The sequence below is a fragment of the Nocardiopsis sp. NPDC058789 genome (assembly GCF_042745575.1).
Taxonomy (GTDB): domain Bacteria; phylum Actinomycetota; class Actinomycetes; order Streptosporangiales; family Streptosporangiaceae; genus Nocardiopsis; species Nocardiopsis eucommiae.
The window spans coordinates 175,145-198,180 of the sequence record NZ_JBHYOW010000010.1 but is presented as its reverse complement, the minus strand read 5'-3'; the positions used below and the strand labels follow the sequence as shown (position 1 = coordinate 198,180).

Here is a 23,036-nt window from a genome sequence, read left to right as displayed (position 1 = left end):
CCTCTAGCTTGGCATCCATTCCAGGTAGAAGAGCCCGATGGCGATCGCCATGAACAGGCCCTGGATGATCCAGAACCGGATGACGATGGTGGTCTCCGCCCAACCCTTGAGTTCGAAGTGGTGCTGGAGCGGCGCCATGCGGAACACCCGTTTGCCGGTGAGGCGGAACGAGGTGATCTGGATCATCACGGACATGGTGATGATGACGAACAGGCCACCGATGAGCAGCAGCAGGAGCTGCGTGCGGGTGGTGATGGCCAGACCCACGATGAGTCCGCCCAGGGCCAGCGAACCGGTGTCGCCCATGAAGATCTTGGCGGGCGGGGCGTTGAACCACAGGAAGCCGATGCACGAGCCGAGCACGGCGGAGGCCACCACGGCCAGGTCCAGGGGGTCGCGGACCGTGTAGCAGCTGGAGGTGAGCGCCTCCACGCAGGACTGGCGCAGCTGCCAGTTGCCGATGATGACGTAGGCGGCCAGCGACAGGATGGTCGCGCCGGTGGCCAGACCGTCCAGACCGTCGGTGAGGTTCACCGCGTTGGAGAAGCCCACGATGAGGAACAGCGCCCAGATCACGAACACGCCGATCATCAGCGGCGGTCCGAAGTCGCGGAGGAACGACAGCTGGGGGGCGGCGGGGGTGTAGCCGTAGCCGTTCGGGAACTGGGTGACGCCGTAGGCGAAGCCGACACCGATGACGGCCTGGCCGACCATCTTCGCGCCGCTGCGCAGACCGAGGCTGCGGCGCTTGTAGATCTTGATGAAGTCGTCCAGGAAGCCGACACAGCCCATGCCGACGAACAGGAACATCACCAGGAGACCGGAGGCCGTGGGCCCGGAGGCGGCCGGTTGGATCGCCCAGAGCAGCAGGTGGGAGCCGAAGTAGCCCACCACCGCGCCGAGGATGATCACGATGCCGCCCATGGTGGGCGTGCCCTGTTTGGTCTTGTGGCCCTCGGGTCCGTCGTCGCGGACCTCCTGGCCGAACTTGAACCGGTACAGGAGCTTGATGAGCGGCGGCATCAGCACCATGGAGATGATCAGCGAGAGCCCCGCCGCTATGGTGATGCCGATCACTGGACATCACCCTTGGTGATGAGGTCGATGACCCTTTCGAGCGCAGCCACGCGCGATCCCTTCACAATGACAACGTCTCCTGTGCGCATCCGTTCGCGCACCGCGTCGGCTGCCGCCTCCGCGTCGGGAACCCGGATGCTCTCACCGCGCCACCGCCCCTGCTGGGCGGCGCGTTCGGCGCCGACTGCGATCCCCTCGGCCGCCGCTCCGACCACGACCAGGTGGGCCACGCCGGTCTCGGCGGCCAGCTCACCCACGTTCTCGTGCTCGGCCCCGCCGTCGTCACCGAGCTCGGCCATGTGCGCGAGCACCGCGATGGACCGGCGGTCCCGCGCGAGCGCGCCCAGGGTGGTCAGTGCCGCCCGCATCGACTCGGGGTTGGCGTTGTAGGCGTCGTTGACGAGGGTGACACCGTGGTGTTCGGTGACCTCCATGCGCCAGCGGCTGACCGGGGTCGCCGCGCCGAGGGCGGCGGCGATGTCTTCGATGTCCATCCCGAGGTCGTCGGCGACGGCCGCGGCGGCCAGCGCGTTGCTGACCTGGTGGGCGCCGACCAGTCCCAGCTGGACCGGGGCGGTACGACCGCGCAGGTTCAGGGTGAAGGACGGGGCGCCGTCGGTACCGATGGTGATGTCCGTGGCGCGCACCTGGGCGTCCTCGGCGGTGCCGTAGAACACCACGCGGGCCTCGGTGCGGGAGTGCATGGCGCGCACCAGCGGGTCGTCGGCGTTGAGGACGGCCACGCCGCCCACTCCGCGCCGTTCGCCGCCGGGCGGCAGGGACTCCACGAGTTCGCCCTTGGCCTTGGCGATGGCGTCACGGCCGCCGAACTCGCCCATGTGGGCGCTGCCGACGTTGAGGACGACACCGATCCGGGGCGGGGCGACGCGGCACAGGTGGGCGATGTGCCCGATCCCCCGTGCGGCGACCTCCAGCACCAGGTTCTTGGTGCCGGTGTCCGCGCGGAGCACCGTGAGCGGGTGGCCGATCTCGTTGTTGAACGAGCCCGCGGGGGCGACGGTGGGGCCCAGTTCTCCGACGACCTGGGCGATGAGGTCCTTGGTGGTGGTCTTCCCGGAGGAGCCGGTGACCCCCACGACCTCCGTGGTGGCCGTTCCGCGCGCGGGGTCGCTGAGTTCGGTGGCCACGTGCCGGGCGAGTCGGGCCAGGGCCGCCACGACCTCGTCGTCGCCGCCGTCCACCAGCAGGTGGGGGGCGTCGACCGGGCGCGAGGCCAGGACCGCGACGGCTCCGGCCGCCACGGCGGTCGCGGCGAAGTCGTGACCGTCGACCCGTTCACCGCTCAGGGCGACGAAGAGCGCTCCTGGCGCCACCTGTCGAGAGTCGATGACGACGGGGCCGTCGACGACGGCGTCGGGGCGCGCTGATCCGCCGATGGCGGTTTGGGTGATCTCAGCGATCCGATCGAGCGTGAGCGCGATCAAATCCACTCCTCATGTCAGGCCCGGCCCACGGCGCCCCAGGGGCATTGGCCACCCGGCCTCGGGATCGGGTCAGGGGATGGCACCGCGGATACCGTGCGCGCGGTGCCGCGCCGGGCCACGAACTCCGGCTGGTACCGGGCCGCGGGCGCCTGGGTGGGCGGCACGTGTCGGGCTGCGATTGCCGGACCTACCTTAGAACATGTTGGGGTGTCTGGGGTCCCGGCAGGGCCCTGTCCAGAGCAATATGCTCCACTTCGTGACCGTCGACACGCACCGCGCGTGTGATTCGTGCACGTCACGGAGGGGCACACCACCGGGACGCGGTCTGGGACCGCGTCCCGGAAAGAGGACGGCACCAAGTTTCGGCGCACCTCGGGTGTGTCGTGGGTCAGCCCTCGTCAGGCACCCGGTGGACGTTCTGGAGGGCGTTGCCCAGCCGCTCGCTCGCCCGGGTGCGCAGGGCGTCCTCGATGGCGCCCCGCAGGACCTCGCGGTCGTCGAAGGGCAGGACCTCGCCCTTGACGTACTGACCGGTCTCGTGGCCCTTGCCCGCGACCACCACCACGTCGCCGGGGCCGGTCCGGTGCACGCCCAGGCCGATCGCCTCGGCTCGGTCGAACTCCACCGTCACGCGGGCCCGCTGCTCCTCGGGGACCTTGGCGACCCCGTCCAGCATCGCGGAGGCGATGGAGACCGGGTCCTCGGTGCGCGGGTTGTCGTTGGTGATGATCAGCTGGTCGGCCAGGCGCGCGGCGGCCTCGCCCATGAGCGGACGCTTGGCGCGGTCCCGGTCGCCGCCGCAGCCGACCACCATGGTGACCTGCCCGTCGGTGGTCTCCCTCAGGGCGCTGAGCACGGCCTCGATCGCGCCGGGCTTGTGCGAGTAGTCCACCAGGGCCGCGAAGTCCTGCGACCCCGACGCGCCGCGCACCTCGACCGGCTCCATGCGGCCCGGCACTCCGGGAGCGGCGGCCACACCGGCGATCGCCGTCTCCATCGGGATGCCCGCCTCGACCAGGCCCACCACGGCCGCCATGGCGTTGGAGACGTTGAACGGGCCGGGCAGCGCCACCGAGGCACGCGCCTCCATACCGCCGGGACCCACGATGCGGAAGGTGCTGCCGGTGGCGCCGAGGACGACGTCCACCGCGGTCCAGTCCGCCGCCATGGCGTTCTCCGGGCCCGCGTCCGAGGCGCCCTCCACCGCGAAGGTGGTCACCGGGACCGCGCCGCGCCCCTGCACCATGTCCACCAGCGCGCGGCCGAACCGGTCGTCGGCGTTGACCACGGCGATGTCGCAGTACTCGGGCGAGAACAGGCGCGCCTTGGTGTCGAAGTAGTCGCGCAGGTCCGAGTGGAAGTCCAGGTGGTCCTGGGACAGGTTCGTGAAGATCGCCACGTCGTAGCGGGTCCCGCCCACGCGGCCCAGGGCCAGGGCGTGGCTGGAGACCTCCATGGCGGCGGCCGTCGTCCCGTGTTCGCGCATGACCGCGAACAGACCGTGCAGGTCCGTGGCCTCCGGCGTGGTCAGCGAGGAGGCGACGCGCTCGTCGCCCACACGCATCTCCACGGTGCCGACCAGGCCCGTGCTCATCCCGGCCTGGCGCATGCCGGACTCGATCAGGTAGGTGACCGTGGTCTTGCCACTGGTCCCCGTGGTACCGACCAGGAGCAGGTCCTCGGCGGGGTCGTCGTGGACCCAGGCCGCGACCTTGCCCAGCGCCGCGCGCGCGTCCGGCACGACGAGCACGGGCAGGCCGGACTCGACGGCCCGGTCGGCGCCAGCGGCGTCGGTCAGGATCGCCGCGGCCTCGGCCTGGGCCGCCTGCTTGGAGAAGTCGGCGCCGTGCGCGCGGGTCCCCGGCAGGGCGGCGTACAGGTCACCCTGTCGCACCTTGCGGGAGTCATGGGTGATACCGCGGACATGGATCTCCCGATCGGGCATGTCCGCTGGACGGTCCGCGCCGAGATCCGGGCGCAGGAGTGTGGCGTCCGGCCCGAGCAGCGCTGCGAGGGCGGACAGTGGACGGAGTTTGGCGTGTTCAGGTCGCATTACCGGTGGCACGTGTGGAGGTTAACGGCTGCGGGGGACCTCTCGGTAATTTCCACGCTGCCCGCGGGCGATACTTCACCCGAAGGAGGTGCCGCCATGACACGCCCACTCGTACTCGACGGAGGCCTGGCCACCAGCCTGGAGGCGCACGGACGCGACCTCAGCGGAGGCCTGTGGTCCGCCCGTCTCCTCGTCGAGGAACCGGAACTCGTCTCCCGGGTCCACCGCGAGTACTTCCAGGCGGGCGCCGACGTCGCGATCACCGCCAGCTACCAGGCCAGCGTCACCGCCCTCACCGAACGCGGCCACTCCCGCGCCGAGGCCCAGAGCTTTCTCTCCCGCTCCGCGGAACTCGCCCGCACCGAACGTGACGCCTTCGGCGGCGGCCTCGTGGCCGCCAGTGTGGGCCCCTACGGCGCCTCACTCGCGGACGGCTCCGAGTACACGGGCGCCTACGGCCTCACCGAGGACCAGCTCCACCACTGGCACCGCGAACGCTGGCGGATCCTCACGGACAGCGGTGCCGACCTCATGGCCTGCGAGACGCTGCCCTCCCTCCTGGAGGCCCGAGCCCTCGCCCGCCTCCTGGAGGAGACCCCCCACGTCCGCGCGTGGTTCAGCTTCTCCTGTGCCGATGCCGAGCACATCAGCGACGGCACTCCCCTCCGCCAGGTCGCGGCCGAGCTCGCTCCGCTCCGCGACCAGCTGCTGGCCGTGGGCGTGAACTGCGTGCCGCCCAGCGACGTGCCCGGCCTGCTTCGCGAGGTCGCCGGCACCGGCCTGCCCACCGTCGCGTACCCGAACTCCGGCGAACGCTGGGACGCCGATACCCAGAGGTGGGCCGGCACCACCGACCCGCGGGACTTCGGCCACGCCGCCGCCCAGTGGATCACCGACGGCGCGGTGCTCATCGGGGGCTGCTGCCGCACCGGCCCCGAACACGTCCGCGCCCTCCGAACCCTCGTGGACGCCCTTCCGGACCAAGAGGGTTCAGGTCCAGGGCATTAAATAGCAGAGCCTCGGCCATTACCGGAGTTATCCACAGGACCTTTTTGACAACCAAGAAACCTGGCGTTCCAGGTCGAATTCATTCTCGACTCTCATTCTCTTTTCCGCCATTCACCCCTACAGTGGAGGCATGACCTTCTCCTCCACGCGTGACACGGCGACAACGGGACACTCCCCCGCCGTCGCCGCCATGCGCGACGCGAGGGAACAGGTCACCCACACCTTCGAGGCCACACCCTCAGCCGGTGCCGTGGCCGAGGTGTTGGACGACATCTGCCAGGTGTGGCACGACATGGATCAGGCCAAACTGCACATCCTTCTGCGGCTGGCGCACATCCACTCCACCGGAAATCTCCTGGAAGTGGGGGGTCAGCGCACTCTGGCCGGGTGGATCACCCAAGCACTCGGAACGAGTCCGGCAGAAGCCCGGTCCCTCGCGTGCCTGGCCGATTCACTGTTTCATGAAAGGCTTCCCGAAACACGCCAAGCCCTCGACTCGGGACTGCTTTCCCTCGGAGAAGCCACCGCCACCGCCAAGGCGGTCGAGGCCGCGACGAAAACCCGGGACGAGACCGAGTTCCCCGACCCGGACGCCTTCCGGCAGTTGATGGATTCCGGGATGATGGCCGTGAAGGCCGACAACCCCGCCCTCTCCGCCGCCCAACTCGCCCGGCTCGGCCGACGTATCTCCGTTCAACTCCACCCCACCCTGGTGGAGGACGAGCACAGGAGGGCCCACCGCAACCGTCGCCTGGACGTGCTGCGTAGCTTCGAGGGTTCCTTCTACCTCCAGGCTTCCGGCCCCGAGGTGGACGCCGAGCTCCTGGAGAAGGCGGTGGCCGCGTTCACCAAGCCCCTCAACCCCACCAGCCCGAGGCAGTCGAAGGCAGAACGCTCCTACGACGCCTTCATGAAACTGATCAGGTCCGCGCTGGGCCACCAGAACTGCACCAAACCCCCCGGCCCCCTCGCGATGATCAACCTGACCGTGCCCTTGGACGTCTACACCGGTCAGCGCGCCACCGTGCCCGAAGGTGACGGTGATGGTGCGGCCACGCAGGACGGGATGCTCCTGGCCATGGAAGCTGTCCGCGCCCTGTCCCCGGGCAGCGTGCTCCGCCGGGTGATCACCGACCCCGCCACCGGCAAGCCCCTGGACGTGGGGCGAGGGATGCGCAACGCCCCCGAGCAGATCCGCACCGTCGCCCACCACGGCCGCACCACCTGCGCCTGGCCCCAGGGCTGCGACGTCCCCATCAGCGGCACCGAGGCCGACCACGTCACCAGTTACTCCCGGGGCGGCCGCACCAGCGCCGAGAACATCCAGCCCCTGTGCTCCACCCACAACCGCCTCAAATGGCGCCGCGAGAACAACCCTCACCGCGCCACCTGGAAGGGCCGCCCCGCCCACCGGCGCCCGGACCCGCCCCCGAAGCCGGAACCACCTCCGCCCCGCGAATGAGCGGCAACTCCCTCTCCCCGCAGGCCCACACACCCCACCCGCCACCCCCGGAAGGAGGCCGACCCATGACCCCCACCGCCGCGAAGGCCCTCACCCCCGCGACCGGAGCCGGGTCGGCCTCCACCCCCATCCATCCGGCGAAGGCCGTTTACCCCGGCCCACAGCTCACCCTCGCCGCCGCAGTTCCGGTGGAACGCTTGATCAGCCGCGACACGAAGCCCGTTCCGCACGGGCGAGAAGGATCCACATCGCCGTGGTCGTGGGCTCATCTGGGACAGCGACAGTGACGAGTGGTGCCGGATTTGTCTGTTTCTCGACAGTTGGAAATACTGGCACTTGCCGCCGGTAAGTTGCCAGGTGAAAGAGTCTGCTCCCCGCGCACGCGGGGATGGTCCCGGTCGGGGCCTACGCCCTTGTGGCGCAGCCCCCTGCTCCCCGCGCACGCGGGGATGGTCCCGTAGACGTGCCGATCGAGCACGGCGGGTGGAACTGCTCCCCGCGCACGCGGGGATGGTCCCCGCCTGGCTCAACGGAGGGAAGGTGTCCGCCACTGCTCCCCGCGCACGCGGGGATGGTCCCCCACCGGAGCCACGATGGGCGAGACCAAGACCACCCTTCTGCTCCCCGCGCACGCGGGGATGGACCCGGTCATGGCGCGGCGGACGGAAACGCCCTCGGCTGCGCCCCGCGCCGCCGGAGCCGGGGCGGCGGGAGCCCCTGAGTGGCGGCTCCCGCCTCTGGGTCAGCGGTCCTCTTCTTCCTCAAAGAGGCGGATAGCCGGGGGCTCGGTGTCCGTCGGTGGGACCTTCATGGTCTTGAGGGCGAAGGACATGATGTCGTTGAACACCGGTCCTGCGGCCTCGCCTCCGTAGTAGGTCTCCTTCGGGTTGTGCAGGACCACCTGGACGACGAGCTCGGGGTTGTCGGCGGGGGCGAAGCCCGCGAAGGTCGCCGTGTAGCCGCCGCCGTCGTAGCCGCCGGTCTCCGGGTTGATCCGGTTGGCGGTACCCGTCTTGCCCGCGACCCGATAGCCGTCGATGCGGGCCTGGGGCGCGGTGCCCTCGTCGCCCGTGACGGCTTCGAGCATCAGAGCGAGCTTGTCGGCGGTCTCCTTGCTGACCACCCTGGTCTTCTCGGGCTCCTCGGAAGGGGTGAACTCCCCGTCCGTGTCGACGGTCCCGGCGATGAGCCGGGGCTCCACCCGTACCCCGTCGTTGGCGATGGTCGCGTAGACCGAGGCCATCTGGGCGGCGTTCACCGACAGGCCGTGTCCGATGGACACCGACGGTAGCTGCGTCCCCCACCAGTCGTCGGGCTCGGTGAGCACCCCCGACTCCTCTCCCGGCAGGGCCAGGCCGGTCGGCTGTCCCAGGCCGAAGTCCTTCATGTAGGAGTGCAGCACCCCGGCCTTGACCTGGTCCGCGATCTTGATGGTGCCCACGTTGCTGGACTGCGCCATGATGCCGTTGACGGTCAGCCGTTGGGTGCCGTTGTTGGTGGAGTTGCGGAAGGTCTGGTCGTAGTACTGGAGGGTGTACGGGACGGTGTAGACGGTCTCCGGTGTGGTCAGTTCCTCTTCGAGCGCGGCGGCGACCGTGATCACCTTGTTGGTACTGCCCGGCTCGAAGGTCTCCGCCACGGCTCCGTTGGACCACTCCTCCGGCCCGGTGGCGGCGATGTCGTTCTGCGAGTAGGACGGGTAGTCCGCCATCGCGAGGATCTCCTGGTCGGTGTTGGTGACGATGGCGCTTCCGCCCTCGGCGTCCAACTCCTCCACGCGTTCCGCCAGCGCCTGCTGGACGAACCACTGGAGGTCGCGGTCCAGGGTCAGGCGCACGTCCTGACCGGGCTCGGGCTCACGCACCAGACCGCCCGCCATGGGAATCTGCGTCCCGTCGTTGCCCACCTCGACCTGGCGTTTGCCGGCCTCACCGGCCAGCGTGGAGTCCAGGTAGCCTTCCAGCCCCTCAAGGCCGTGCCCCTCCGAACCGGTGAAACCGACCAGGTCGGCGGCGCCGGTCTCCTCCGGGTAGACGCGTTCGTAGTCCACCTCGGCGCCCACCCCGGACAGGCCGAGGTCGCGCATGTCCTGCCAGTCGCCCGGCGACACCTTGTTGGCCACCACCTGGTAGCGGCTGGGAGCGGCGTCGACCTTGGCCTCGACCTCCTCCTGCTCCAGGTCGAAGCGGGTGACCAGTTCGTCCACGAGCTGGTCGCGCTCCTCCTCCTTGACCTCTTCGGGGTCGACGAAGACGGTGCGGACCTCCGCGGACAGGGCGAAGGGGTTCCCCTCGGCGTCGGTGATCTGTCCGCGCAGGGTGGGGATGTCGATGGTCTGGAGTCTCAGGTTGGCGGCGGCCTCGGCGTAGCGCTCGGCGTCCACCCCCTGGATCTGGGTGAGCCTCCCGGCGAACAGCATGAGGATCACGACGATGATCGCTCCGCCGATCCTGATCCGCTTGTTCGGATCACCCGGCCGGAAGGTGCGCCGCAGGAGCGGCGGCGGGGGCGGCGGGGCCGGGCTCCTGCGCCGTGGCCGCTCGCCGCCCCTTCTCACCTCGCGCGCGGACCCTCCCCGGTTCGATCCGGAGCTCGCGCGGGCCCCGCTGGCGGGGCGCCGGGGTTCCCGCTGGGGACGCTTGCTGGGCCGGGACCCGGAGCGTCCCGCCGCTCCGGGTCCTCGGGGGTCACGGGGGCGGCGGTCCCGGGGGTTGCTCACTCTCCGCTCCCAGCGTTCCCGGTGTCCGTACCGTTGTCACCGCTGATCTGGCCGCTGTCGAGGTCCAGGAAGAGCGGAGCGTCCCCCTGCTCCATCCCCATCTCCTCGGCGTCGTTGGCGATCCGCTCGGAGGTCTCCAGGTGGGCCACCGACTTCTCCAGCTCCTGTTCCACGTAGGACATCTCCCGGTTCTCCGACTGGAGACTGGTGATGGTGTACGCCTCCTGGGCGACGACGCTGCGCAGTACCAGCAGCGCCACCAGTGCGCCGCCGAGCAGGCACAGGATGAGCAGGACGAAGGGGATCTTCGGCGCGGGGCCGGAACCGTCTGGGCGGGTGGTGCGTGTGGTCGCCGCAGGACGCGCTGGACGTTTGGGCGCCGTGGGGCGCTTGGTGGCCCCGGTGCGCCTCGTGGTCGTCGCGCGCCCCTTGGTGGTGGTGCGGCGTGTGTCCGTCTTCGTGCCCATCTCTGGTCTCCCTACTGCCGCGACGGCCAGCGCACGCGTTCGGCCGCCCGGAGGCGTGCCGACTGTGCGCGCGGGTTGCGTTCGTTCTCTTCGTCCGTGGGGAGTTCCGAGCCCCTGGTGAGGAGCCGGAGTTCCGGTTGGCGGTCCGGGAGGGGGACCGGAAGGTCGGCGGGTGTGGTGTCGGTGGCCAGGGCGGCGAGGGCCTTCTTGGTCATCCGGTCCTCCAGCGAGTGGTAGGACAGCACCGCGATGCGGCCGCCGACGTCCAGGCGGGAGATCGCGGCGGGGAGGGTCTCCTTGAGGATGGAGAGCTCGGCGTTGACCTCGATGCGCAGGCCCTGGAAGGTGCGCTTGGCGGGGTGACCGCCGGTACGGCGGGTGGCGGCGGGGATGGCCTCGCGCACCAGTTCGGCCAGTTCCCGGGTGGAGTCGATACGGCCCTGGGCACGGCGGCGTTCGATCGCCCTGGCGACGCGGGAGGCGAAGCGCTCCTCACCATAGGTGCGCAGGACACGGGTGAGCTCGGCGACGGGGTAGTCGTTGACGACCTCGGCGGCGGTGAGTGCCTGGGTACCGTCCATGCGCATGTCGAGGGGCGCGTCGTGGGCGTAGGCGAACCCGCGTTCGGTCTCGTCCAGCTGCGGTGAGGAGACGCCGAGGTCGAGCAGGACCGCGTCGGCGTGCTCCGCGCCCGCCTCGTCGAGCGCGCGCGGGATCTCGGAGTAGACGGCGTGGACGAAGTGGGTCCGGTCCGCGTAGGGTGCGAGGCGCTTGGCGCTGCGCTCCAGGGCGGTGGTGTCCCGGTCCACACCGACGAGTCGCATGGTGGGGCAGGCCTTGAGCAGGGCCTCGGAGTGGCCGCCCAGTCCGAGGGTGCCGTCGACGAACACCGCCCCGGGCCTGCTGAGCGCCGGTGCGAGCAGTTCCACGATCCGGTCGAGCATGACCGGTACGTGCGACGGGTCGATTCCCGCTCTCGCCGCCCGGACGCGGGCGGCGATGTCGTCCTGTGTGGCCCCTTGGTCCGCCGAGCCGTCCCTGTCGGGCCGCTCGTGCTGCCGGTTGTCCCCCATGCGCTGCTGTTCCTCCACGCTGTCGCGATCTCCCCCTGGTCCGTGCGGCGCACCGGGTGCGCCTCACGGTGTCCTTCGCGTGGCCCCTCCGAAGTAACCGGAGGGCCTCCGGACACGGCCGCTATTGTCCACCTTTCAGCGGACGAACGCTCACGACCTGGCGCCGGGGAAGTCGCGCCAGCTCGTGTGACCGTCTCCGGAGACCGCCCCCGGTCCCGGCGTTGCATGGACTGCGTGCTGGTGGTTCGGGGCGTTCCAGCGCCCGCCCCGCCGTCACAGCACCCCGGGCAGCACCTCCTCTGAGAGTTGCGAGAACGCCTGCTCCTGCACGGTCTCGTACTCCGACCACGCGGCGGCGTCCCAGATCTCCAGGCGTGTGTTGGCCCCGATGACGACGCACTCGCGGTCCAGGCCCGCGTAGACGCGCAGCTTCGACGGGATCGTGACCCTGCCCTGCTTGTCGCAGGACTCGTCCGACGCGCTGGCGAAGAGGACGCGGCTGTAGTCGCGGACCGCCTTGGCGGTGACCGGTGCGGAGCGCAGGGCGTCGGTGACGCGGCGGAACTCGTCCGTCGGAAAGACGTAGAGACAGCGCTCCTGGCCCTTCGTGATCACCAGACCCCCCGACAGTTCGTCGCGGTACTTCGCGGGAAGGAACAGCCGTCCCTTCTGGTCGAGGCGAGGTGTGTGGGTGCCGAGGAACACGCACTCACCCCCTCACCCCTATGCGGAGAATTCACCCTCTCCACGGTGCTCCACCTTACTCCACTCTTCCCCACCGTCAACAGCTTCAATCCGTATTCAGACGCTGAAGAATCGACAAATGCGCAGGTCAAACAGATGGGTTGGGAGTGGTGGCCGAGTGGGGCACGGTGACGTCCGCGTGCGTCGCGCCTCTCCGCCGTCCCCCGGGAGGCCGTTCGACGACCGATTCCGGCATTTTGGTTTGCAAGGGATGTGATTGGGCCTAGCCTCGGAGCGAAACACGCAGGCACACCGAGCGAGAGGGTTCTCGTGTCACTCGGCACACAGCATGACGGTCACGGGGGCGATGTCCGAGGGGACGTCGGTGCCGTTGTCGCCGTCGCCGGACGCGTCCGCGACGCGATCGAGACGGTCATCGAGGGCAAGCCCGACGTGCTGCGCATCGCGCTGACCGTCCTGCTCGCGGAGGGCCACCTTCTCGTCGAGGACGTCCCCGGTGTGGGCAAGACGATGATGGCCAAGGCCCTGGGCCGAGCCGTGGACTGCTCGGTGCAGCGCGTCCAGTTCACCCCGGACCTGCTCCCGAGCGACATCACCGGAGTGAGCGTCTACCACCAGGACCGGAACGAGTTCGAGTTCAACCCGGGCCCGGTCTTCGCCAACATCGTCCTGGGCGACGAGATCAACCGCGCCTCCCCCAAGACACAGTCGGCGCTCCTTGAGTGCATGGAGGAGCGCCAGGTCAGCGTGGACGGCCAGACCCGTGCCCTGGAGCGGCCGTTCATGGTCGTGGCCACGCAGAACCCGGCCGATATGGAGGGCACCTACGCGCTTCCCGAGGCGCAGCGGGACCGTTTCATGGCCCGGGTCTCGGTGGGCTACCCCTCCCCGCAGGCCGAGCTGGACATGATCGACAGCCACAGTGCCGGTTCGCCGCTGGACCAGCTGGCCCCGGTCACCAACGCGGCGGAGATCCGCTCCCTGGTGGACCGTGTCCACAACGTGCACATGGCTCCGGGCATGCGCCGCTACGTCGTGGACCTGGTGAACTCCACCCGGACCGCGCCCGAGCTCAAGCTGGGTGCCTCGCCCCGCGCCACCCTGCACCTGGTCCGCGCCGCGCGGGCGCACGCCGCCCTGGAGGGCCGCCACTACGTGGTTCCCGACGACGTGCAGGCCCTGGCCGTCCCGGTCCTCGCCCACCGGCTGCTGCCCGGACCCGAGGCGCAGATGGAGCGGCTCAGCGCCGAGCAGATCGTCGCCAAGCTGGTCTCCCGGCTGCCCGTGCCCGGCCCCCGCTGACCCTCCGCCCCTCGGAACCACAAGAGACGGACCATGCGCCCGCAACGTACCCTCACCGCACGCGGTGGTCTGATGTTGTTCTCCGGTGTCGTCCTGCTCGTGTGCGGGTTCGTCATCGGCCAGCGGGAGCTCGCGGGGGTGGGTTTCTTCCTGCTCCTGGCGCCCCCGATCTCGGCGCTGACGATCCTGGGCGCGACCGGTCGGGTGGCGCAGAGCCGAGCGCTGCAACCGAACCGTATCCCCGCCGGTACCGACACCCGGGTCCTGGTGCGGATCGGGAACTCCTCCACCACATGGCCGGTGATCTGGGTGCGGGTCGAGGACACCCTGCCGGTCCGGCTGGGGTACGAACCCCGCTACACGGTGGGGTTCCTGCCCGCGCGAGCGGTCCGCGACGTCACCTACCTGGTGCGTCCGGCGGTCCGTGGCCGGTATCCGGTCGGCCCGCTGCGGGTGAGCGTGGTGGATCCGCTGGGCTGTGTCCGGGTGACCCGTCAGGTCGGCGCGCCCACCCCCCTGCTGGTGACCCCGCCGGTGGTGCCGCTCTCCACGCTCAGTGCCTCCGACGGCTCCCAGGGGGAGAACTCCCCGCGCCGTTCGGTGTCCGGCGCCGGGGAACAGGACCCCATCCCCCGCGAGTACCGCTACGGCGACGAGATGCGGCGGGTGCACTGGCGTTCCACTGCCAAGCACGGCGAGCTCATGGTGCGCCGGGACGAACAGCACTGGCGTGAGCACAGCACCCTCCTCCTGGACACCAGGTTCGCCGCGCACGCGGGTGAGGGCGTCTGGAACTCGCTGGAGACGGCGGTCAGCGTGGCCGCCTCCGTGGCGGTGAACCTGCTGGACAGCGGGCACGAACTTCGTCTGCACACCGAACGGGGCCAGCTGCACACCGCCCACACCTCCGGTGTGCTGGACGGTCTGGCCACCGTGGAGGCCTCCGAGGCGGACGGCCTGTACGGCGGGATCAGCACGCTGCAGGGCGCGCGGGGTTCCTCGTCGAGCCTGGTGGTGGCGGTCCTGGGCGCGGTGTCGCCCGAGGACGCCTCGGCCCTGTCCCGGGTGCGCGGGTCCGGGTTGCACGTGGCCGTCCTGTGCACGCGGGCGGCGTGGACCGACACCGAACACACACGGCGCACCGCCGAACTGCTCACCGCCAACGGGTGGAGGGTGGTCGAGGTCGCCGAGGCCGCCGAGCTCCCTCCGTTGTGGCGGCGGGCCGTCACCGGTGGGTCGCCCCTGGCCCCGACCGGCGCCCGTGGTTCCTGGGAGGGTTCCCGTTGAGACTGACCAACACACTGATGCCCCTGGCCGCCCTGGTCTCCATGCTGGCGGCGCTGCCGCTGCTGGGCGGGCTCATTCGTGGTGAGGGCTGGTGGGGGCCGGCCGTCGTCCTCATGGTCGCGGTGACCCTGGTGTCCGCGCTGTACCGTCTGACCGGCCGCACCTCGTTCCCGGTGCCGTTCCTCCAGCTGGTGGTGGCGGCGCTGCTGTTCACCCCGATCCTCACCCCGGGCACCGGGTTCCTCGGGGTCGTGCCGACCTCGGCCACCGTCGAGCGGGCCTGGGTGCTGTTCGAGCAGGGTGTCAACAGCATCAACACCAGCACTCCGCCGATTCCGACCACCACCGGGCTCCAGCTCATCGTCGCGCTGACGTTCCTGGTGTTCATGATGACGGCGGACTTCCTCGCCGTGACCGCGCGCTGCCCGGGGATGGTCGGCGGGCTGGTGCTGGCGCTGATCGTGGTGCCGTTGGCCGTGAACGGCGCCGGGCTCAGCTGGGCCCAGGCCGCCGTCTGCGCGGCCGGCTACGTCTCCCTGTTGGCCACGGACATGTGGGTCCGCGGGCGTGAGTGGGGGGTCCGGGTCCCGGACGGGCACACCCCCGGGAGCCGGTTCGCGGCGGGCGCCGCCCAGCTGGGCACCGTGGTCGTCGCCGCCTCCGTGGCGATCCTCGTGGCGCTGTCCCTGCCGTTGATGGTGCCGTCCCTGCGCACTGACGCCGTCCACACGATGGCGGACGGCGTGGAGTTCGGTGCCAGCGGCAGCGTGACCACCACCCACCCGCTGGTCTCGCTCCGCCGCGACCTGGCCGCCTCCTCCGACCGCACGGTGCTCACCTACCGCAGTGACGCCGAGGCCCCCGACTACCTGCGCACCTACGTCCTGGACGAGTTCGGCGGCGAGAACTGGACGATGTCGCCGGTCCACACCGGCCGTGACTCCGCTCTGGGGAATCCGCTCCCGCTGCCCCCCGGCTGGAGCCGCGATTCCGCAGCCTCGGTCACCACGGAGGTGACGATGGCCTCCGACGCACCGGGCACGGAGTTCCTGCCCCTCCCCTACCCTGCACGCTCGGTGGACGTGACCGGTGACTGGTACGTGGACCCCGACACCCTGATGGTCTTCAGCACCGACACTCCGCCGAGCGGGTTCGGCTTCACCGTGGAGTCCGCCGAGAACAACCCCGAGGCCCGCGATCTGGCCGACGCCGGGCAACCGACCGGCCTGTCCAGCGACCTCCTCGACCTCCCGAGCGACCTCGACGGACGCGTCCAGGAGCTCACCGACTCCCTGACCGCGGACGCGGACTCCGCCTACGGTCGTGCCCTCGCGCTCCAGGACTTCTTCACCGGCGGCGACTTCACCTACGACCTCAGCCCGCCCGCCGTCCCGAACGGCGCCGACCCGCTCTCCCACTTCCTTCTCGATGACCGGGTCGGCTACTGCGAGCAGTTCGCGGGGGCGATGGCGGTCATGGCCCGCCAGGCGGACATCCCGGCGCGGGTCGCGGTCGGCTACACGGCCGGACAGCAGCGCGGCGACGGCCAGTGGTCGGTGTCGGTCGGTGACGCGCACGCCTGGCCCGAGCTGTACTTCGAGGGTTCGGGATGGGTGCGTTTCGAGCCGACTCCCGCCTCCTCGCAGGGGCAGGGCACGGCGTCGGTCCCCGAGTACGCCGGGGGCGACGGGGTGCCGGAGGGCACGCCCGACCCCGCCCCCAGCCCCTCGGACTCCCCCGAGCCCAGCCAGTCCCCCGAGGACGACCCCTCCGCCAGTCCCTCCGAGGCCGCGAGTCCGACCCCGGAGGAGGACGAGGAGGAGTCCGGCGACTCCGGTGCGAGCGCTTCGGAGGACGGAGCGGGATCCGGCGCGGCCCCGTGGTGGCCGGTGGCGGCGGGTCTGCTCGGCGGGCTCCTGCTGCTGGCCGCTCCCGCCCTGGTCCGATCCGTGATCCGCTGGTCGCGGCGGGCCGCGGTGGCGTCGGGTGGGGTCGCCGCCGCGCACACGGCCTGGCGGGAACTGCGGGACACCTGTCTGGACCTGGGGGTGGAGTGGACACTCACCGAGAGTCCCCGGGCGACCGCCGCCCGCCTGGGCACCGTCCGCCCGGACGGGACGTCGCTGCCCTCCGAGGCGCACGCCGCCGTGTGGCGGCTGGCCCTGGCGGAGGAGGCCGCGCGCTACGCACCGGACCCCGGGGACGTCCAACACACCGACGGCGCGCGGATCGCCGCCGACCTGGCCACGGCCCGGTCGGGGGCGCACGGCACCGCCACACGTGGCGACCGTTGGCGGGCCCTCCTGCTACCGCGGTCGCTCGCCCCGTGGCACCGCCCCCGGACCGCGGCTGAGGCCGTCCCCGCCACCGCCTGACCCACCCGGTCCGGGCGGCGCGGGGCCGGGGCGGGGGCGGGGCGGGGGCGGGGCTCCCGCCCCCGCATGAGCAGGCACGGAAAGCAGTGGGGCCCACACACGACTGGCGTGTGTGGGCCCCACCGTTGCGAACGGGCGAGCGTTCTGGGCATCCGTCACCTGGGAGGACCGGTGTCCGTCCCGAGCGAGCTGTTACTCCTCGCCCTCCTGGCGACGGCGCCACCGCTCCTCGAAGCGGTTCATCATCCCGGGACGCTTGGCGCCCCTGCGCTTGTGTTTGGTCTCCGTCTCAGCCTCGGCCAGCATCGCCTCCGCGCCGCCCCCGGCGGCCTTGCGCCAGGCGTTGGCGCCCAGCAGGAAGGAGGCCAGCATGAAGATGAACCCGAGGACGCTGATGGTGACCGGAACCGCCAGAGACGAGTCCGGGCTACTCAGCAGCAGCCCCAGGAGGAGCAACCCCATACCGAGTACGAAGCCGATGACGGCCTTGATGATCCAGCGCTTGTAATGGACTCCGGGGTTCGTCTGCCGAACAGTGTTCGCGAACTTCGGGTCCTCGGCATACAGCGCCTGCTCGATCTGGTCGAGCATGCGCTGCTCGTGTTCAGAGAGCGGCACGGCGCCTCCCTACGGCAGTCCCCGGTTGGGGTGACGGGTACTGATGAACAGTCTCTTGGTCAGTGGTATGCCCAGAATACGGTGCACTAGCGCCTAGTGGAAAGAAAAGCTGCGTGTGTACCTGACCCACTACGGCCACGATACCCTCGCCCTGTATCGGAAACACCGGCTTCCATGCCTCTCTTCTAACCCTTACTCCGGTTGTACTCTGAGAACGCTCAGAGGCCCCCGGAAGTTGCCGCATCATACGTCGTTTTCGTCACGCTTGGCCAATACTGCCGACTGTATCGCGCCTGGACCGAAACGGGCCTTCACCCTGTCCATAACCCGTTCAACGTCCCGCCAACCAGAGTCCTCCTCTCCCAAGGCGAGTTGGTGGTGCGCCTGTTCCACCGGGGCCACACCCTCCAGACGGACCCCCACCAGCCGCAGCGGTGTGCCCTTCAGGCCCGACGCCGCGTAGAGCGCGCGCGCCACCGCGCTGATCTCCCGGGCCACGTCCGTGCTCTCGGAGAGGGTCCGCGCCCTGGTGATCGTGGAGAAGTCGGCCCGGCGCAGTTTCACGCTCACCGTGCGCCCCACCTGTCCCGAGACGCGCAGACGGTGCGCCACCTTCTCCGAGAGCCGCAGCAGCTCTCGGTCGATCAGGCCCGGGTCGTCCACGTCCTCGGCGAAGGTCTCCTCCGCGCCGACGCTCTTGTCCGGGGTGTCGGGGACGACCGCGCTGGGGTCCTCGCCCCGGGACAGCGCGGTCAGGCGGGCACCGGCCTTCTCCCCGAGTTCCATGCGCAGCAGGTCGGGGTCGGCCCGGGACAGGGCGCCCACCGTGCGCAGCCCCAGCCGGACGAGTGTGCGCTCGGTCTTGTCCCCCACCCCGGGCAGGGCACCGATCGGCAGGGGGTCAAGGAAGCCGTGCACCTCCCGCGTGGGCACCAGCAGCAGGCCGTCGGGCTTGCAGTGGGTGGAACCGAGCTTGGCCACGAACCGGGTGGCGGCCACCCCGACCGAACAGGTGAGCCGCTGCTCGCGGCGGACGCGTTCGCGGATCATCGCGGCGATGCGCACGGGACCGCCGAGTCGACGGCGGGCACCGGAGACGTCCAGGAAGGCCTCGTCCAACGACAACGGCTGCACCAGGGGCGTCACCGAGCCCAGGATGTCCATGACCGCCTCGGAGGCCTGCCGGTAGGCGGCACCGTCCGGCGGGTAGACCAGGGCCTCCGGGCACAGCCGCATCGCCTGGGCCATCGGCATCGCCGAGTGCACGCCGTGGCGGCGGGCGATGTAGTCGGCGGAGGAGACCACGCTGCGCGGGCCGGTGCCACCCACGATCACCGGACGCCCCCGGGCCTCGGGGTGGCGCAGCTGCTCCACACTCGCGAAGAACGCGTCCATGTCCAGGTGCAGGATGTTGCAGTCGTCGTCCGGACCGGAGCCGTCCAAGGGGAAGTCCGACCGCAGGGGGGTGATCCCCTCGGGGGTGACCACACCCCGCAGAGCGGCACCGCGCTCCAGTTGACGTCGGCTCATAAGGCCAGGTTATGCCCTGTCCGCAGCGACCGGCCCCGGCCCTAGGGCTTCAGGGCGACGGCGTGCAGCTGCGTGGCGACGCCGATCAGCTCCGGGTGGTCGGCGGCGGCCCGCTCCAGCTCCACGAGGTGCTGTCCGGCCTGGGCGTCGCCCTCCCACGCCTGTCCGGGCAGGATGTCCGCGAACACGCGCACCCCGCGCACGCTCTCCCCGGTCAGGCCGGAGTGGCCGATCAGGTCGAGGAGCTGCTGTCGGGTGAAGCGGCGGGGCATGGGATCGGCTCCGCCCCAGCGGCCGTCGGGGTCCTCCAGCAGGTGGCGGGCCTCGGTGATGTGCCCGGCCAGGACCCGGTGCAGGGCCCCCGCCACGGCGTTGGTGACCAGCAGGCTGACCGCGCCGCCGGGGCGGGTCACCCCGGCGACGTCGGCCAGCGCGGCGGCGGGGTCGTCGACGTACTCCAGCACGTTGTGCACCAACACGAGGTCGGCGCTGGCGGCCGGGAAGAGCGAGGCCAGGTCCTGGGTCTCCCCCTGGACGCCGCGCACCATGACACCGCTCTCGGCGGCGCGGCGCTCCAGGGCCGCCAGGGAGTCGGGGCTGGGCTCGACGACGGTCACGCGGTGACCGAGCTCCGCGAGCGGGACGGCGGCGCCGCCGGTTCCCCCGCCCGCGTCGACGATCTCCAGGGGTTCACCGTCGAAGAGTCGGTCCAGCAGCCGCGAGAGGGCGTCCCACACCACGGCGGTCCGGGCCGCGTTGGCCGCCCGCGCGGGGCCGGTCCCCGTACCGAAACCGGTCGCGGGCGTGCCGCTCCTGTCAGTCACCTGCGTTCCCTCAATCAGCTAGTGCCCGGCCTCGGCGAGGTCTCAGAGCGAGAGCGTCGACTTGTTCTCCATCAGCCTAGACAGAAGTCCGCTGATGAAGTTGGGCGACTCGTCGGTGGACAGCTCCTTGGCGACGCCGACGGCCTCGGCGATCGCCACGCCGTCGGGGATGTCCTCGGCCCACAGGAGTTCGTAGGCGCCCATCCGGAGGATGTTGCGGTCGACGACCGGCATGCGCTCCAGGGTCCATCCGATGGCGTACTCGTCGAGGAGCGCGTCGATGCGCTCACGCCGCTCGTCGACGGAGCGGGCCAGCAGTTCGGTGAACTCGTTGATCGGCGGTTCGGGCTGGGCCCGGCGACGCTTGATGACGTCTTCCACGGAGGTGGAGCGCACCTCGGCCTCGTAGAGGACCTCCACCGCGCGCCGACGGGCCTTGCGCCGTGCACCACTCATCAGTTGACACGCCCGAGGTAGTCGCCCGTGCGGGTGTCGACCTTGACGCGCTCGCCGGTGGTGACGAACAGGGGCACCTGGATGGTGGCGCCGGTCTGGACCTTGGCGGGCTTGGTGCCGCCGGTGGAGCGGTCGCCCTGGACGCCCGGGTCGGTCTCGGAGATCTCGAGCTCGACGGCGGCGGGCATCTCGATGTAGAGCGGGTTGCCCTCGTTGGTGGCCACCGTGACCTTGGTGTTCTCCAGGAGGAAGCCCTTGGCGTCACCGACCACGGCGTCGCCGACCGGGATCTGGTCGTAGGTCTGGGTGTCCATGAAGATGAAGGAGTCACCGTCGTGGTACAGGTACTCCATGTCACGGCGGTCGACGCTGGCGAACTCGATCTTGGAGCCGGCGTTGAAGGTCTTGTCGACGATCTTGCCCGTGAGGACGTTCTTGAGCTTGGTGCGGACGAACGCGCCGCCCTTGCCCGGCTTGACGTGCTGGAACTCCAGGACGTTCCAGAGGACGCCGCCGTCGAGCCGCAGGGTCGTGCCGTTCTTGATGTCGTTCGTCGTGGCCACTTCGGTCGTCTCTCCCAGGGGTGTGACACGTCGGAGACCGGACTCGCTGGTCCGGTCGGTGGTCAGTGGGGCGAGGCGTGGTTCCCGTGGCCGCCGGTGGCTGTGCCGACCGGCACCCGGGCACTCCTCGCCTTCGGTCAGTCTAGTGGCTCCCGAGGACTCAGGAACCGTTCACGACCGCCTGGTAGGCCTCGTCCAGCAGCTCGGGGGCGGGCCCGCTCAGGATCGCGGTCCTGGCCAGACCGTCCAGGACCACGAACCGCAGTGTGGATCCACGGGCCTTCTTGTCCACGGCCATGGTGGCGCGCAGCTCCGGCCAGGCCTCGGCGGCGTAGCTGACGGGCAGCCCCACCGAGGTGAGCACGGAACGGTGACGGCGCACCAGGTCCTCGTCGATCCGCCCGTCGAGGCGCGCGAGTTCGGCGACGAAGACCATGCCGATGGAGACCGCGTAGCCGTGCCGGAAGGTGTAGTTCTCGGCGCGTTCGACGGCGTGCGCGAGGGTGTGGCCGTAGTTGAGGATCTCGCGGCGGCCGCTCTCCTTGAGGTCGCCCGAGACGACGTCGGCCTTGACGCGGATGGCGCGCTCGATGAGTTCGCGCGTGTGCGCGCCCTCCGGGAGTGCGGCGCCCTCGGGGTCGTCCTCGACCAGGTCGAGGATGACGGGGTCGTCGATGAACCCGGCCTTGATGATCTCGGCCAGCCCGCCGACGTAGTCGGCGCGGGGCAGGCTCGGCAGGGTGGCGAGGTCGCACAGCACCCCGGCCGGAGGGTGGAAGGCGCCCACGAGGTTCTTGCCCTCCGGGGTGTTGATGCCGGTCTTGCCGCCCACGGCGGCGTCCACCATGCCCAGCAGGGTGGTGGGCACCAGGACCGAACGCACGCCGCGCAGCCAGGTGGCCGCGACGAACCCGGCGAGGTCGGTGGCGGCCCCGCCGCCCACGCCCACCACGGCGTCGGTGCGGGTGAAGTTGAACGAGCCCAGCCGCGACCACAGACCGGTGGCGACCGCGGCGGTCTTGGCTGCCTCGCCGTCGGGTACGGGCATGGGCCGGACGGTGTACCCGGCCTCCTCCAGGACCCCCACCACGGGGCGGGCGATCTCGCCCAGGCCCTCGGGGTGGATGACGGCCACCTGAGCGGCACCGCCGACCAGGGAGGGCAGTTCGGAGAGGACACCGCTGCCGACCACCACGTCGTAGCGTCCGGTGGGCTCCCCCACACCGATCCGGGTCACGGTCACTGGGCGGCCTTTCCGGTGGGAAGGGAGTCGACGATCGCGTCCACGATCTCCTCGGGGTGGTACTCGGTGGTGGGCACGGTCACCGAGGCCAGGCTCTCGTAGACCGGGAGCCGCTCGTTGAGGAGTTTGCGCAGCTGGGTGCGGGGGTTTCCGGACAGCAGCGGGCGGGCGACGTCCATGCCGACGCGCTTGGCCGCCTCACCGAACTCCACCTGGAGGTAGACCACGTGGTGGTCGGCGAGGTCCTCGCGGGTGTCCTCGTTCAGGACGGCGCCACCGCCGACGGCGATGACCCCCTCCCAGGAGCGCAGGCCCTCGGCGACGACCTCGCGTTCCAGGGCGCGGAAGTGCTCCTCGCCGTCCTGGACGAAGATGTCGCTGATGGGCTTGCCCGCACGCTTCTCGATCTCGGTGTCGGTGCACAACAGGTCCGTGTCCAACCGGCGGGCCAGGGCCTCACCGACGGTGGACTTGCCCGAACCGGGCGAACCGATGAGCACCGCGATCGCTCTTGCCACGCTCTGCCTACCTCTGGGGGTCATCCCCGTACTCACGGGGAACGTTCTGACCGCCTGCTCAGAGCCGCGCCTGACGGCGGCCCAGCCCCGCGTGCGCGGGGAGCAGGCTCTGCGCGTCCAACGCTACCGGTTGTCGCGGGGGCCATCCCACGTGGGCGGGGAGCAGCTGGACACGAGGCACTCCGTCGCCGAGGGACGGGGGCCCTCCCCGCGTGCGCGGGGCCCACCACTGGGTAGCCCGAGAGGGGCCGACCGGTCAGGCACGCCCCTGTGGGCGGGACCCGCGAAGCGTCCGAGTGGACGAACGAACC

19 protein-coding genes and 1 CRISPR repeat array are annotated in these 23,036 nt (G+C 70.8%); of the genes, 5 read left to right on the top strand and 14 right to left on the bottom strand.

All coding sequences use genetic code 11. The features are described from left to right. Window positions 1-3: 3 nt before the first annotated feature. The 3 genes from mraY to ACFW3L_RS17030 form a co-directional block, all read right to left on the bottom strand. Window positions 4-1,077, bottom strand: a complete 1,074-nt coding sequence (gene mraY, locus ACFW3L_RS17040; RefSeq protein WP_017544493.1) for a phospho-N-acetylmuramoyl-pentapeptide-transferase — start codon at window positions 1,075-1,077, stop codon at window positions 4-6. Then, window positions 1,074-2,522, bottom strand: a complete 1,449-nt coding sequence (gene murF, locus ACFW3L_RS17035; RefSeq protein WP_378741383.1) for a UDP-N-acetylmuramoyl-tripeptide--D-alanyl-D-alanine ligase — start codon at window positions 2,520-2,522, stop codon at window positions 1,074-1,076. Before murF ends, mraY begins: the two co-directional genes overlap by 4 nt. Window positions 2,523-2,910: 388 nt before the next feature. Continuing rightward, window positions 2,911-4,575, bottom strand: a complete 1,665-nt coding sequence (locus ACFW3L_RS17030; RefSeq protein ID WP_378741381.1) for a UDP-N-acetylmuramoyl-L-alanyl-D-glutamate--2,6-diaminopimelate ligase — start codon at window positions 4,573-4,575, stop codon at window positions 2,911-2,913. A gap of 96 nt (window positions 4,576-4,671) precedes the next feature. Between ACFW3L_RS17030 and mmuM the strand changes: the two genes are divergently transcribed. Both mmuM and ACFW3L_RS17020 read left to right on the top strand, forming a co-directional pair. Further along, a complete protein-coding gene (gene mmuM / locus ACFW3L_RS17025) occupies window positions 4,672-5,583 on the top strand; it encodes a homocysteine S-methyltransferase (protein WP_378741379.1) in 912 nt (303 codons plus the stop codon). Window positions 5,584-5,713: 130 nt separating this feature from the next. After that, window positions 5,714-7,045 (top strand): HNH endonuclease, encoded by a 1,332-nt coding sequence (locus ACFW3L_RS17020; protein ID WP_378741377.1) that lies wholly within the window; start codon window positions 5,714-5,716, stop codon window positions 7,043-7,045. A 367-nt stretch (window positions 7,046-7,412) separates the two neighbouring features. After that, a CRISPR array of direct repeats spans window positions 7,413-7,748; the repeat unit is 25 nt; unit sequence CTGCTCCCCGCGCACGCGGGGATGG. Window positions 7,749-7,787: 39 nt separating this feature from the next. Here the strand turns inward: ACFW3L_RS17020 and ACFW3L_RS17015 are convergent. The 4 genes from ACFW3L_RS17015 to mraZ form a co-directional block, all read right to left on the bottom strand. Continuing rightward, the gene (locus ACFW3L_RS17015; protein ID WP_378741375.1) at window positions 7,788-9,764 is read right to left on the bottom strand and encodes a peptidoglycan D,D-transpeptidase FtsI family protein; all 1,977 of its coding nucleotides are present in this window, start codon (window positions 9,762-9,764) and stop codon (window positions 7,788-7,790) included. After that, complete coding sequence (locus ACFW3L_RS17010; RefSeq protein WP_378741373.1) at window positions 9,761-10,231, bottom strand: hypothetical protein; 471 nt, start codon at window positions 10,229-10,231, stop codon at window positions 9,761-9,763. The genes ACFW3L_RS17015 and ACFW3L_RS17010 overlap by 4 nt, the downstream gene beginning before the upstream one ends. Before the next feature lie 11 nt (window positions 10,232-10,242). Further along, window positions 10,243-11,304, bottom strand: a complete 1,062-nt coding sequence (gene rsmH, locus ACFW3L_RS17005) for a 16S rRNA (cytosine(1402)-N(4))-methyltransferase RsmH (protein WP_378741588.1) — start codon at window positions 11,302-11,304, stop codon at window positions 10,243-10,245. A 273-nt stretch (window positions 11,305-11,577) separates the two neighbouring features. After that, on the bottom strand, window positions 11,578-12,009 hold the full coding sequence (gene mraZ / locus ACFW3L_RS17000) for a division/cell wall cluster transcriptional repressor MraZ (RefSeq protein ID WP_378741371.1): 432 nt from the start codon (window positions 12,007-12,009) through the stop codon (window positions 11,578-11,580). A gap of 309 nt (window positions 12,010-12,318) precedes the next feature. Between mraZ and ACFW3L_RS16995 the strand changes: the two genes are divergently transcribed. From ACFW3L_RS16995 to ACFW3L_RS16985, 3 genes are read left to right on the top strand one after another with little or no spacing between them, the layout of a single operon-like run. Continuing rightward, window positions 12,319-13,311 carry an AAA family ATPase gene (locus ACFW3L_RS16995; RefSeq protein WP_378741369.1) on the top strand — a complete coding sequence of 331 codons (993 nt, stop codon included), beginning with the start codon at window positions 12,319-12,321 and terminating at the stop codon, window positions 13,309-13,311. Window positions 13,312-13,344: 33 nt separating this feature from the next. Further along, window positions 13,345-14,598: a DUF58 domain-containing protein gene (locus ACFW3L_RS16990; RefSeq protein WP_378741367.1), complete on the top strand. Its 1,254-nt coding sequence runs from the start codon at window positions 13,345-13,347 to the stop codon at window positions 14,596-14,598. Window positions 14,599-14,615: 17 nt separating this feature from the next. Beyond that, the gene (locus tag ACFW3L_RS16985; RefSeq protein WP_378741586.1) at window positions 14,616-16,973 is read left to right on the top strand and encodes a transglutaminaseTgpA domain-containing protein; all 2,358 of its coding nucleotides are present in this window, start codon (window positions 14,616-14,618) and stop codon (window positions 16,971-16,973) included. Window positions 16,974-17,165: 192 nt separating this feature from the next. Here the strand turns inward: ACFW3L_RS16985 and ACFW3L_RS16980 are convergent, their stop codons facing one another. The 7 genes from ACFW3L_RS16980 to ACFW3L_RS16950 form a co-directional block, all read right to left on the bottom strand. Beyond that, window positions 17,166-17,591, bottom strand: coding sequence for a DUF3040 domain-containing protein (locus ACFW3L_RS16980; RefSeq protein ID WP_378741365.1), 426 nt, complete (start codon window positions 17,589-17,591; stop codon window positions 17,166-17,168). 243 nt (window positions 17,592-17,834) lie between these two features. Further along, complete coding sequence (gene dinB, locus ACFW3L_RS16975) at window positions 17,835-19,121, bottom strand: DNA polymerase IV (RefSeq protein ID WP_378741363.1); 1,287 nt, start codon at window positions 19,119-19,121, stop codon at window positions 17,835-17,837. A 41-nt stretch (window positions 19,122-19,162) separates the two neighbouring features. Continuing rightward, complete coding sequence (locus ACFW3L_RS16970) at window positions 19,163-19,945, bottom strand: methyltransferase domain-containing protein (protein ID WP_378741360.1); 783 nt, start codon at window positions 19,943-19,945, stop codon at window positions 19,163-19,165. A 42-nt stretch (window positions 19,946-19,987) separates the two neighbouring features. Further along, a complete protein-coding gene (nusB, locus tag ACFW3L_RS16965) occupies window positions 19,988-20,401 on the bottom strand; it encodes a transcription antitermination factor NusB (protein ID WP_378741357.1) in 414 nt (137 codons plus the stop codon). After that, on the bottom strand, window positions 20,401-20,964 hold the full coding sequence (gene efp, locus ACFW3L_RS16960) for an elongation factor P (RefSeq protein ID WP_378741354.1): 564 nt from the start codon (window positions 20,962-20,964) through the stop codon (window positions 20,401-20,403). The genes nusB and efp overlap by 1 nt, the downstream gene beginning before the upstream one ends. 160 nt (window positions 20,965-21,124) lie before the next feature. Beyond that, window positions 21,125-22,207 (bottom strand): 3-dehydroquinate synthase, encoded by a 1,083-nt coding sequence (aroB, locus tag ACFW3L_RS16955; RefSeq protein ID WP_378741351.1) that lies wholly within the window; start codon window positions 22,205-22,207, stop codon window positions 21,125-21,127. Then, complete coding sequence (locus tag ACFW3L_RS16950) at window positions 22,204-22,707, bottom strand: shikimate kinase (protein ID WP_378741584.1); 504 nt, start codon at window positions 22,705-22,707, stop codon at window positions 22,204-22,206. The genes aroB and ACFW3L_RS16950 overlap by 4 nt, the downstream gene beginning before the upstream one ends. Between the last annotated feature and the right edge of the window lie 329 nt (window positions 22,708-23,036).

Coding starts and splice junctions, on each gene's coding strand:
- ACFW3L_RS17030 (WP_378741381.1), bottom strand. CDS start 4,575: ATGCGACCTGAACACGCCAAACTCCGTCCACTGTCCGCCCTCGCAGCG.
- mmuM (WP_378741379.1), top strand. CDS start 4,672: ATGACACGCCCACTCGTACTCGACGGAGGCCTGGCCACCAGCCTGGAG.
- ACFW3L_RS17020 (WP_378741377.1), top strand. CDS start 5,714: ATGACCTTCTCCTCCACGCGTGACACGGCGACAACGGGACACTCCCCC.
- ACFW3L_RS17010 (WP_378741373.1), bottom strand. CDS start 10,231: ATGGGCACGAAGACGGACACACGCCGCACCACCACCAAGGGGCGCGCG.
- rsmH (WP_378741588.1), bottom strand. CDS start 11,304: ATGGGGGACAACCGGCAGCACGAGCGGCCCGACAGGGACGGCTCGGCG.
- ACFW3L_RS16990 (WP_378741367.1), top strand. CDS start 13,345: ATGCGCCCGCAACGTACCCTCACCGCACGCGGTGGTCTGATGTTGTTC.
- ACFW3L_RS16985 (WP_378741586.1), top strand. CDS start 14,616: ATGCCCCTGGCCGCCCTGGTCTCCATGCTGGCGGCGCTGCCGCTGCTG.
- dinB (WP_378741363.1), bottom strand. CDS start 19,121: ATGAGCCGACGTCAACTGGAGCGCGGTGCCGCTCTGCGGGGTGTGGTC.
- nusB (WP_378741357.1), bottom strand. CDS start 20,401: ATGAGTGGTGCACGGCGCAAGGCCCGTCGGCGCGCGGTGGAGGTCCTC.